Source organism: Pirellulimonas nuda (genome assembly GCF_007750855.1).
Lineage (GTDB): Bacteria > Planctomycetota > Planctomycetia > Pirellulales > Lacipirellulaceae > Pirellulimonas > Pirellulimonas nuda.
Genome location: NZ_CP036291.1, coordinates 3,207,707 through 3,218,944, shown reverse-complemented (window position 1 = coordinate 3,218,944; position 11,238 = coordinate 3,207,707). Strand labels below are relative to the sequence as shown.

General features: G+C 68.3%; 8 protein-coding genes. 4 read left to right on the top strand and 4 right to left on the bottom strand.

From position 1 onward, the window contains the following. Positions 1-435 precede the first annotated feature (435 nt). From Pla175_RS12755 to Pla175_RS12740, 4 genes are all read left to right on the top strand, one after another. Positions 436-1,041, top strand: coding sequence for a GntR family transcriptional regulator (locus tag Pla175_RS12755; RefSeq protein ID WP_145285242.1), 606 nt, complete (start codon positions 436-438; stop codon positions 1,039-1,041). A 346-nt stretch (positions 1,042-1,387) separates the two neighbouring features. After that, positions 1,388-2,836 carry an aldehyde dehydrogenase gene (gene aldA / locus Pla175_RS12750; RefSeq protein WP_145285238.1) on the top strand — a complete coding sequence of 483 codons (1,449 nt, stop codon included), beginning with the start codon at positions 1,388-1,390 and terminating at the stop codon, positions 2,834-2,836. A gap of 173 nt (positions 2,837-3,009) precedes the next feature. Continuing rightward, the gene (locus tag Pla175_RS12745) at positions 3,010-4,110 is read left to right on the top strand and encodes a sugar kinase (RefSeq protein ID WP_145285234.1); all 1,101 of its coding nucleotides are present in this window, start codon (positions 3,010-3,012) and stop codon (positions 4,108-4,110) included. 114 nt (positions 4,111-4,224) lie between these two features. Next, entirely contained in the window at positions 4,225-6,054 is a 1,830-nt protein-coding gene (locus tag Pla175_RS12740) for a sulfatase-like hydrolase/transferase (protein WP_197527477.1), read from the top strand. A 38-nt stretch (positions 6,055-6,092) separates the two neighbouring features. Here the strand turns inward: Pla175_RS12740 and Pla175_RS12735 are convergent, their stop codons facing one another. The 4 genes from Pla175_RS12735 to Pla175_RS12720 form a co-directional block, all read right to left on the bottom strand. Then, positions 6,093-7,526, bottom strand: coding sequence for a mechanosensitive ion channel family protein (locus Pla175_RS12735; RefSeq protein ID WP_231954504.1), 1,434 nt, complete (start codon positions 7,524-7,526; stop codon positions 6,093-6,095). Between the two features lie 218 nt (positions 7,527-7,744). Further along, positions 7,745-8,887, bottom strand: coding sequence for an ABC transporter permease (locus tag Pla175_RS12730; RefSeq protein ID WP_145285228.1), 1,143 nt, complete (start codon positions 8,885-8,887; stop codon positions 7,745-7,747). Position 8,888: 1 nt separating this feature from the next. Further along, entirely contained in the window at positions 8,889-9,599 is a 711-nt protein-coding gene (locus Pla175_RS12725; RefSeq protein ID WP_145285223.1) for an ABC transporter ATP-binding protein, read from the bottom strand. A 25-nt stretch (positions 9,600-9,624) separates the two neighbouring features. After that, complete coding sequence (locus tag Pla175_RS12720; protein ID WP_145285220.1) at positions 9,625-11,238, bottom strand: efflux RND transporter periplasmic adaptor subunit; 1,614 nt, start codon at positions 11,236-11,238, stop codon at positions 9,625-9,627.

Below are 11,238 nucleotides of genomic sequence, written 5' to 3'. Positions count from 1 at the left end.
AGCTCGGGTTGGACGCAGTAGCCGTAGCGCTCGCCGCCCCCGCGGCGCCCCGGATTTGGACAGTCCGCGATGACATGGACAAGCCGCGTCGGGGCAGGGCAGCAGCAGCCCTAGATCGGCACCGGAGATCGGTGCACGATGCGCCGCCGACCGATAAGAAGGCAGACGCTCGCCAACGGGGCGCCCCGCCATCCGCGTTGCCGGCGCGGGCAGGCGCCAACCCGCTGGCTGCGGGCGGCCGATCGACGGCAGGAACCCAGTGAGGTAGCGTACCGGTTCTCCAGCTGACGCACCCTCGCGGTACAGAAAGCAGCGTGACGTCCGGGAAGCCAGAATGTATATTATTGGACGAAACGCAAGAGACAGGCAATAGTTTGTTGTGGTCAAAATGCAATCTGGCCGGCAAGCAGCTTTGGTGCAAAGGAACAGGCGATCATGACGGAGCTCCCAGTCGCGCGGACGATCCGCGAACAAGTGGCTGATCGGATCCGGGCCGATGTCCTTGCGGGACGGCTCGCCGAGGGCACAAACCTGCGAGAGCAGGCTCTGGCACAGCAGTACCACGTGAGCCGCGCCCCGATCCGCGACGCCTTGCTGCAACTGACGCAAGAAGGCCTCCTCATCGCAAAGCCGAACTGCGGCGTCCGCGTCGCCGCGGTCCACGAAGAGACGCAGGAGCTGCTGGTTGGCTTGCGACGCGAGATCGAGGTGTTCGCCCTACGCAAGTGGTTCCCAACGAAGGACGACCAGACCGTCGAACGCTTCCAAGCGACGATGGATCGCATGCGGGCCGCGTGCGAAAGCGAAGACCTTGGGACGTTCGTCGAGCAAGACATGGCGCTGCACCGCCTGAACGTTGAGCTCTCTGGGAACCCAGACCTGGTAGCCATCTGGCTGCCGATCGTGAGCCGGATGATGCTCCACTACAGCCGGCATAGCTGCATGATGGAAAGCCACCTCGAGCACGTAGCGATTGTCGAAGCGATCCGCATGGGGAACGAAGAGGCGGCCGTCGCGGCGCTTGAGGCGAACATCCAGTAGAGCGTTCGGCATGTCGGGGCGTGGGCAGCCTCGCCTCGGTGCGCCCAAGGCTTCGCAGCGTGCTGTTCGCCCCTCTTCGCGTTACGTGCCGAGCCTCTCCCTGGCCTCTCGCAGCAACTGCCGGCGGCAAGCTTCGAACTATTGCTCCGACCTACGGGACGGCGGTACGGCCCGGCCGGCGGGGCGCTGGCCGACTTCCGATCCAGCGGGCAGAAGGTCGCCACCACCCGTTCGTAGCTGACGCACCAATGGGGACGGATGGGCCGCTAGGGGCGAGCCCCGTTGGCGTCCGCCCTCAGACAAGGCGACAAACCAGCCGACCCTTCGTCAGACGACGGGCTTCCCTATGACCAAGCAGCACTACCAGATGTACATCGGCGGCGCCTTCGTAGACGCCCGGTCTGGCGAGCGCATGGACGTCCTCAGCCCGACGACCGAAGAACCCCTCTTCACGGTCCCCAACGGAGCTTCCCAAGACGCCGTCGCGGCGCTCGAGGCCGCACAAGCGGCCCAGCGCGGCTGGGCGCAGACCCCCGCGGTGCAGCGGGGAGAGGTCCTGGCCCGGTTTGCGTCGCTGATCCTCGCCAACCGCGAGCAGCTTGCCCAGACGCTGGTCCGCGAGATGGGAAAGACCTACCGGCTGGCGCTCGGCGAGGTAGACGTCGCGGCCGACTTCATCAACTTCCCGGCACAGTCGGCCAGGCGGATCGAGGGCGACATCCTGCCGTCCGACCTGCCGGGCGAGCACATCTTCATCCACAAGGTCCCGTACGGCGTGACCGTGGGGATCGCGGCGTGGAACTTCCCGCTGGCGCTGGCCTGCCGCAAGATCGGCCCGGCGCTTGCCACGGGCAACGTGATGGTGGTCAAGCCGCCGTCGGTGACCCCCGTCGCCGTGCTGCGGCTGGGCCCGCTCGCCGAGCAGGCCGGCATCCCCAAGGGGGTGCTGAACCTCGTCACCGGTGGGGGCTCGACGATGGGCGAAGAGCTCGTCACCAACAAGATTACGCGGCTGGTGTCGATGACCGGCTCCACCGCCACGGGCCAGCACATCTTCCGCCAGGCGGCCCAGAACATAACCGCCGTGCGGCTTGAGCTGGGGGGCAAGGCGCCCTTTATCCTGCTGGCCGACGGCAACGTTGACAAGGCCGTCGAGGCAGCCGTCGTTTCCCGCCACCTCAACAGCGGCCAGGTCTGCACCTGCCCGGAACGATTCTACATCCACGAGAGGGTCTACGACCAGTTCCTGCGGAAGTACTGCGGCCGCGTCGCGCAGCTCCGGATCGGCGACCCGATGGACGACCGCACCGACATCGGCCCCAAGGTCAGCGCCGGCGAGACCGATCGGCTTGAGGCCATCGTGCAACGCGCCGTCGACGCCGGCGCGAAGGTGCTGGTCGGCGGGAAGCGTCCCACCGGCGAGCAGTTCCGCCGCGGCCACTGGTACGAGCCGACGGTGCTCTCCGACTGCACCAACGCGATGGATGTCATGCGGGAAGAAGTTTTCGGTGTGGTGAGCCCCGTGATGCGGGTCGGCGGCTTCGACGAAGCGCTCGCGCTGGCGAACGACAGCGATTACGGGCTAGCGGCCTTCCTCTTCACCCGCGACTTGGCCAACGTTCACCGCGCCGTCGCCGAGCTGGAGTTCGGCGAGATCTACGTCAACCGCCCCATGGGCGAGCAGCGGCAGGGCTTCCACAACGGGCACAAGCTCAGCGGCGTCGGCGGAGAAGACGGCCGGTACGGCATGGAAAACTACCTCGAGAAGAAAACCATGTACGTAAACGTCTCGTAGGACCCTGCCGTTCCGCCCGGCCACGTCGCGGGGGGCCGGCGAAAGGGAGCTTGGCTCGCGGCGCCAAAACGGTACGCTATCGGTCGATCCAGGCGGGTCGGAGCAGCAGCCGGTAGAACGGCTCGGCTCGGCGCCCGTGTTAGACGTGCCTCCAGAAACACGTGTGCAATCCGATGACATCGTTGACGCTCAAGCCCGCCGACCAGTGCCGTTACGACCTCGTTTCGCTGGGCGAGGTGATGCTCCGGCTCGACCCGGGCCAGGGACGCGTCCGCACCGCGCGGCGTTTGGACGTGTGGGAGGGGGGGGGCGAGTACAACGTCGCCCGGGGGCTCCGGCGTTGTTTCGGGCTACGCACGGCGATCGTCACCGCCCTGGTCGACAACGAAGTCGGCCGCCTGGTAGAGGACCTCATGCTGCAGGGCGGGGTCGACGTGAGCCACGTCCGCTGGGCGCCGTTCGACGGGGTCGGCCGGGCGGCGCGCAACGGGCTCAATTTCACCGAGCGCGGCTACGGCGTCCGCGGTGCGGTTGGTTGCAGCGACCGGGGCCAGACGGCCGTGTCGCAGCTCATGCCGGGCGAGATCGACTGGCCGGCGATCTTCCGCGGGGCGGGCGCCCGCTGGTTCCACACCGGCGGGGTGTTCGCGGCGCTCTCCGACACCACCCCAGACGTGGCGGAAGAAGCGCTCGTCGCCGCCCGAGAGTGCGGCGTGGTCACCTCCTACGACCTGAACTACCGCCCCTCGCTCTGGAAAGGGGTAGGGGGCCCGCAGCGGGCGCGGGAGGTCAACCGCCGGCTGGCGCCGCTCGTGGACGTGATGTTCGGCAACGAAGAAGACTTCACCGCCTGCCTGGGGCTGGAAGTCGAAGGGGTCGACCAGGGGCTCTCACACCTGCCGCTGGACGCGTACCGCCGGATGATCGACAAGGCGTCGAAGCAGTTCCCCAACTTCAAGGTAATCGCCACGACCCTCCGCACGGTGCGGTCGGCCAGCGTGAACGACTGGGGCGCCCTCTGCTGGAGCGGCGGAACGTGCTACGAAGCGACCCACCGCGCCGCCCTCGAGGTGTTTGATCGCGTCGGCGGCGGCGACAGCTTCGCTTCGGGCCTGATCTACGGCCTGCTGACCGGCGACGACCCTCAGCGCGCGGTGGAGTACGGCGCGGCGCACGGCGCGCTGGCCATGACCACCCCGGGCGACACCTCGATGGCGACGCTGGCCGAAGTAGAGAAGCTGGTCGGGGGAGGATCTGCCCGCGTCGAGCGGTAGCCTCCGGCGGCCTCACTCAAAACCACACGCCGCGCACCCGTCGCGTCTTCGCAGCGGCCTGCCCCGCGGCGCCGACAATCGGTTAAATCCCCCCTCGTTAAAGGAGGCTCCTCTGTGCCCACTCGTACTGCGGCCATCCTCGCACGGTTCTCTGCTGTGTTGCTCCCGATGCTGGTCTGGGCAAGCCCCGCGGACGCGGCGCGGCCGAACGTTGTGCTGATCCTCATCGACGACCTGGGCCTCTACGGAGTCACCGCCTACGGCGCCGACCGCTTGAGCGAGCAGTCGGGCCGTTTCCGCGATCAGGCCTTTTCCACACCACGGATCGACCAGATCGCCTCCAAGGGGCTGCGTTGTGACAACGCGTTCGTCTACCCGCTGTGCGAGGCGACCCGCGTCGCCTTGATGACGGGTCAGTACAACAGCCGCAACTTCGTACGGCCGAAGTCGCTTCACGCCTCGCAGATCACGTTCGGCGACGTCTTCAAGCGAGCCGGCTACGCCACGGGCATGTTCGGCAAGTGGAAGCAGACGCGTGGGACGCGAGAGATCCCGGCCAAGGACTACATCTACGAGTTCGGCTGGGACGAGTTCGGATGCTTCGACGTGGTGGGCGAAGAGCAACGCTACATCAATCCAACCCTGGTGATCAACGGACAGGTCCACGACTACACGGGCCGCAGCGACGTCGATCCCCAAACGGGCCGGCGCTGGTACGGCCCCGACATCTGCAACCGCCTCGCCGTGGACTTTATCGACGAGCACCAGGACGAGCCGTTCTTCTTGTACTACCCCATGCTGCTGGTGCACGACGAGCACAAGCCGACGCCCGACACCGAGCCTCACTCGGTGTTCGACAACTTCACCCAGCAGAAGCGTAACCGGGACGGCGTGGTCGGCGACGATCGCCGCTACTTCCCAGACATGCTCGCCTACGCAGACAAGCTGATCGGCAACGTGGTCGACAAGCTCCAGGCGTGCGGGCTGCGAGAGAATACCCTGATCGTCGTCATGGGAGATAACGGCACCAAGGAGCCGTTTACCCACGTCTTGCCCGACGGCACGCAGTACCCCGGCGGGAAGGGGGGGAACAAGGACAACGGGCTCCACGTCCCGCTGGTACTCTCCTACCCGGGCGTCATCCCTTCGGCGCCCGATGGGACGCGGTACCGGAGCTACGCGGGGCTGATCGACGTCACGGACATCTACCCGACGCTGTGTGAAGCAGCCGGGATCGCGATCGACGACCCCGGCGCCATCGACGGCGTCAGCTTCTGGCCGCAGGCGACCGGGGCCGCGGGCGAGCCCAGGCGGCACATCTACACCTGGTACAACGCCAACAACGAGTGGAGCGACCCCTCCATCGTGATGGAGTACGCGTTCAATAAGCGGTTCAAGCGCTACGCCCCCCACGCCAACTTCCCAACGGGCCGGTTCTTCGACCTCCGCACCGATCCGCTAGAGACGGCGGGAGACCGGCAGGTGAAGGTTGCTTGGGCGCACGTCCATCGCAGCGGCCTCGACAGGGCGGAGCTCGATGCAGAGCAGAAGGGCGCCTTCGACGAGCTGCAGGCGATCATCGACGCCAACGCCTACGTCCCGGTAGCGGGCCTGAAGATATCTTCCGGCGGCTTCTCCACGGCGCCGGGCGAAACCCGCCGGCTGCAATGCCGTGTGACCCCGCCAAGCGCCACGCGACGCAACGTGATCTGGGAGTCAGACGACCCGGCGGTTGCGTCGATCAACAAGTTCGGCGAGCTGACCCCCCACAAGCCGGGGTCCGCCCGGATCTCGGTCTACTCATGGGACGATGCCTACCCGCTCGCGGCGCGGTCCGCGCAGGCCTTCTCCAGGCAAGGGGTGAGCAATTCGATCCGCGTGACGGTAGCCAACGGCCAGGGGAAGCCTTCTCTGCCCGCCGCCGGAGCTCAAACGGAACGCTAGGGAGCGGGACCTCGCAACGCTGCCGTGGCGCCACGCCCCTAGCGGGCCGCAACCGCCGGCGCAGCGAGCAGCGGGTCGCCGTCCTGAAGCGGCCGCGAGGCGGCGGCCTGGTCTTCGATTTCTTTCTTCTCGGACACCAACCCCCCTTCGGCCTTGGTGGCCCCGGCTTCCGACTCGTCGGGATCGACTGATTGCCGTACGGCCCCAGCGGCGGCGTTCAATGCGGGCTCTTCGCGCCGCTTGTCGGGCCCGCCTCCCGCCCCACCGGGCGGTGGTTCGCCCAGCCAACGGATCGGCACCCCCTGCGGGAAGATCAGCTCGCGCGATTCGTCCGGCAGCGTAAAGCCGTCCGATTGCAGCCGCCGCTTCACCTGCCGGAGCACGGCAGAACGCACCTTCAACGGGCTGTACTCCGCGCGGTTGATCCAAAAGAAGACCCGCAGGTTCACCGTCGAAGACGCCAGCCCGTCGACCAGCACCAACGGCTCTGGGTCGCGTAGCACCGCCTCGTGTAGGCTCACCGCCTCGAGCACCGACCGCTGAGCCCGCGACGCCGAGTCGCCGTAATCGACGCCCACTACGAAGCTCAAACGCTGGTTGGGGTTGGCCGACGAGTTGACGATGACGCTCTTGTAGACCAGCGCGTTGGGGATCTGCACGTGGTCGCCGTCGAGCGTCATGATCAGCGTGCCGCGGGTGGTCACCATCTGCACGAAGCCCTGGCGATCGTCGATGGTCACCAGGTCGCCGGTCTGAAACGGGCGTTGGATGCTGATCAGGATGCTGGCCAGGAAGTTCTCCGCGATGTCGCGGAAGGCGATGCCGAGCACGATCCCCAGCACCCCCGTACCCCCCAGCACCGTGACCGCCAAGCGGGTCAGCCCCGAGACGCGCAGCGCCAGGTACGCGCCGAGCAGCAGCACGGGGATCGCGGCCGCCTTAGACAGCACGCCCCTGAGCAGCGTGTTGTCGATGCGTCGCTCGGCGACGTTCCGCGCCACGCGCGCTGCAAGGCGCGCCGCCAGCCAGGTCGCCGCGAACAGCAGCGCCGCCACGATCAGCGTCGGGGTGGTCTGGATCGCCCCGCGCAGCAGGTCTTCGAGGTTGGCCCTGGCGGGCGAGAGGTCGAACATGCTGGGGCGGTCGAGTTTGATGTTGTTAACCACCGCCACCACGTCGTCGGTCTTCGACGCCAACTGCTGCGCCCAGGCCTTGCGATCGGCGTCCCCGGTGGCCCCTTCGAGGAACGCGACCCCCTCATCGACGCGGACCACGGGGTCGCGGAACCAGCCGGTCGCCCGCAGGATCCGCTGCAGCCGCTTGGCGATGTCTGCGTCGTCGGAGATCGGCTCAACGCTGACCCGAGCGGGGGCCTCGGGGGTCGGCGCCGCGTCGCCGCTGTCGGCCGGCGGGGCGGGATCGGCCGGCGGCTGGGCCAGCGCGTCGCAGGCGGGCACGCAGAGGGCGAGCATCAGGCTCAAACGGGCTGCTGCGTGACAAATGCCTCGCGGCGCAGGGCGCGAAATGAGATGGAGATCGATCTGGTTGCCAGACGGGCGCCTTGGTTGCTTGCCGCTCAATAACGCCATCTTCCGACCACCTGCCCGAGTCGAGTCCCGTGAATCACGCACGGGCAGGGCAGGACGCACTTCCGGCGCCAGACTCCGCGGCGCGGGCCTGCGGGGGCGTGCTAGGCGTGCCGCAAGGCAGAAACGATCTGGGTTTGGGCCGCGGTCCAGCCGGGCGCGATCCCCGCCAGCACGCCGACGGCCAGCGCCACTAGCACCCCCTGGGCCGCCAGCACGGGCGAGGGCTCGAAGGCGATGGTGACCCCTTCGGCCGCGATCGACATGCCGGTTGAACCCAGCAGGAGCAGCCCACCCACGGCGCCGAGGAGGCCGCCGATCGTGCTCAACAAGACGCTCTCGGTCATGACGAGCCCAAAAACACGCCCCGGCCTCAGGCCGAGCGTCTGCAGCACGGCGTGCTCCTTGATGCGGTCCTGCACCGCCATCACGGTGGTCGTCGCTACCAGAGAGAGCACCAGCCCCACGCAGGCGTAGCCGAGCCAATGGACGAAGCCGATCAGCTCGGCCAGGTCGGCCAGCGTGTCTGCCTGGAACACACCTTTGGTGCGGGTGGTCGTGCCGACCGGGCCGTTGTGGAACTCCTGATCGATTAGTTTCGCCAACCGGTCGGCGTCAGCGCCCTCCTGAAGCCGGACCTCGAACATCGTCACCGTGCCGACATCGTCCGCCCCGCGGGCCCGCTGCAAGAACTCTAGCTGGGTGTAGATCAGGTTGTTCTGAGCCGCGATGCCGGACTCGAAGACGCCCCGCACCACTACCGACACGCCGCCGATTGTGAACTTGTCGCCGACCGACAGCCCGCGCCGCGCGGCGATGTCGACCCCCACCAGCGCCGCGTCGTCTTGCCCGGCAAACGCGCCCCAGTCCCCTTGGCGGAGCGTCAGGTCGCGGGCCTGGCGGAGGTCGTCCGGCGGCATCCCTTGAAAGACGATCGCGTCGAGGCTCGCGCGGCAGTTGTTGGTGAACACCTTCACGGGCGTGACCCCCGCAACGCCCGGCAGTTTCTCGATGGCGCCGGCGTAGTCCTGGGGCAGACGGCTGCTCTGCGGGCAGAAGCGGTTCTCTTGGAAAACGATCAGCGTTCCGCCGGCGTCCTCTCCTTGGGTGAGCGCCAGCATCCCCTGCTGCACGGCGCCGATGAAGCAGAAGACGAGCATCGCCACCGCGGTGCCGCTGACGGTGAGCAGCGTGCGGGCCCGGTGGCGCCACATGCTCTTCACGACGTAGGGGAAGAACTTGATCATGCTAGGCGGTCCGGAGGCTCTTGGCGGCGGTGTCGCGGCCGTTCTCTACAAGGCGGCCGCGCTCGAGGCGGATCCGGCGTTTCGCCCGCTGGCCCGCCTCGGCGTCGTGGGTGACCATCAGCAGCGTCATCCCCAGCTCGTCGTTCACACGGCTCAGCAGCGTCAAGATCTGCTCGGTGGTTTCGTCGTCGAGGCTCCCGGTCGGCTCGTCCGCAACCACGAGCGTGGGGTTGGCCACGATCGCGCGGGCGATGCCCACGCGCTGCTCCTGCCCGCCGGAGAGCTGCCGTGGGTAGTGCGACGCACGCGAGGTCAGGTCGACCGCCTCCATGGCGACGCCGACCCGCTTGCGACGCTCGGCGGCCGACATCTTCAGCAGCAGCAGGGGCAGCTCGATGTTCTCGTAGGCGGTGAGCACCGGGATCAGGTTGTGCGTCTGGAACACGTAGCCGATGTGCCGCGCCCGCCAGTCCGCCAGCCTGCCGCGCGACAGGCGGGTGATGTCGGTGCCGGCGATGACCACCTCCCCCGACGTGGCGGTGTCGATGCCGGCGATCAGGTTCAGCAGCGTGCTCTTGCCCGACCCGCTGGCGCCCATCAACGACACGTAGTCCCGCTGTTCCACCGTCAGGCTCACGCCGTCCAGCGGGCGGATCAACTCTTCGCCGTTGGCGTATTCTTTCGTCAGGTCGACGACTTCAACAAGCGGCATGGGTGGGTTCCTTGGTCCGTGTGAGTTATTCGCTCGCGACAGCCACGCGCGCAGACGGCAGCGGCGTCGCGCCGACGCCCGCCGCGACGCGCTCTTCGGCCCTGACCCGGATGCGGTCCCCCTCGGACAGGGAACCGCGTCCCTCCACGATCAGCTTGTCGGTCGGCTGCAGGCCGCGCTGCACCTCCACCAGGCCGGTGTCGGTCGCCCCGCGAGCGATCTCGACCGACCTCTTCCGGGCGACGCTGGCGGAGAGGTCCGCGACCCACACGCTGGCGCTTCCCGGCTCGCCGCCCACCAGCGCTTGCGGGATGAACATCCGCAGCGGCGCCCCCCCCGCGATCGTCTCGGCCTCGGGCCCAGCGGGGGCGACGAACGTCACCTTGCCGAGCATCTCTGGCTTGATTACCGCCGGCGGGTCGTTGATCGCCACCTTCACCTGCAGCGTGTTCTTCTGGATGTCTGCCAGCGTCGTCACCGAGATCACCTCCCCCGCGATCGCGCTGGTGAGCGCCGCGGTCTCGATCAGGGCCGGCTGCCCGATCTGCACCTTGGGGACGTCTTCCAATCGCACGTCGACACGCACCTGCAGCCGCCGCGGGTCGTACATGCCGACAACCGCGCTCCCGCCGCGGGGGGCGCCGGAGCCCACCCCCGAGAGCCATTGCCCCGGCCGCGCGTCGAGGCTGAGCACGCAGCCGTCGATCGGGGAACGGACCACCATCCGCTCGAGCTGCAGCCGGGCCGATTCTACCCCCAGCGCGGTCTGATCCGCCCGCGCCTTGGCGGCCGAAAGGGCGGCCTGGGCCGCGGCGACGGCGCGGGTGGGTTCGGTCAACAGCGAGAGTCCTTCCGACAGCGCCGTGCGTTTCTCTCCAAGCGACTTGAGCTGCGACCGCAACGCGGGCTCCCGGGCAGAAAGCTCGCGGACCGCGGTCTCGGCCGTGTCTAGCTCGGCCTGGGCTTCGCGCAGCATCCGCCCCGGGATGGCGCCCCCGGCAAGCTGCTTGCGTCGGAGGTTCTCCGCGGCCAGATTGCGGCGGGTGACGGCCGCCTCGACGGCGAACGGCAGGTTGCCGAGTTCGAGCTCGATCTTCGCCACGTTCGTCTGGGCGTCCGCCAATGCCGCCTGCTGGGCGAAGGGACGCGCCAGGTTAACGTTGGCGGCCGCCAGCTCTGCCTCGGCGCTGCGCACGTCGGCCAGCTGCAGCTCGTGCCGGGCTTGGGCGGCCCTCAGCGCCAGCCGGGCGTCGGTATCGATCAGCGTGGCGACCGGCTCGCCAAGCTTGACGTGCTGCCCCTCGACGACTAGGACCTCGCTGATCACGCCGGGCGCCAGCGCCGAGGCCGTGACGGGCGATGGCCGTGGTTCGATCCACCCCGCCGCCTGGAACAAGGGGGTCCCCTCTTGCCGCACCTGGGCCTGCGACACCACGACGGGGGTCACCGTAACCGGCGTGGCCGGCAAGAAGCTGTCCCGTGCGGCCCAGCCGAACAGAGCGAGGAAGCCCGCCAGGATCGCGGCCGGCACGACGTACCGCGTCAGCCAGGCGCGTGACCGCGGGGCAGGCGCAGCGGCCGGCGCGTCGCGCTCAACAGCGAGTTGTCGGAGGTCGAGTTTTGAGGAAGTATCGGGCAT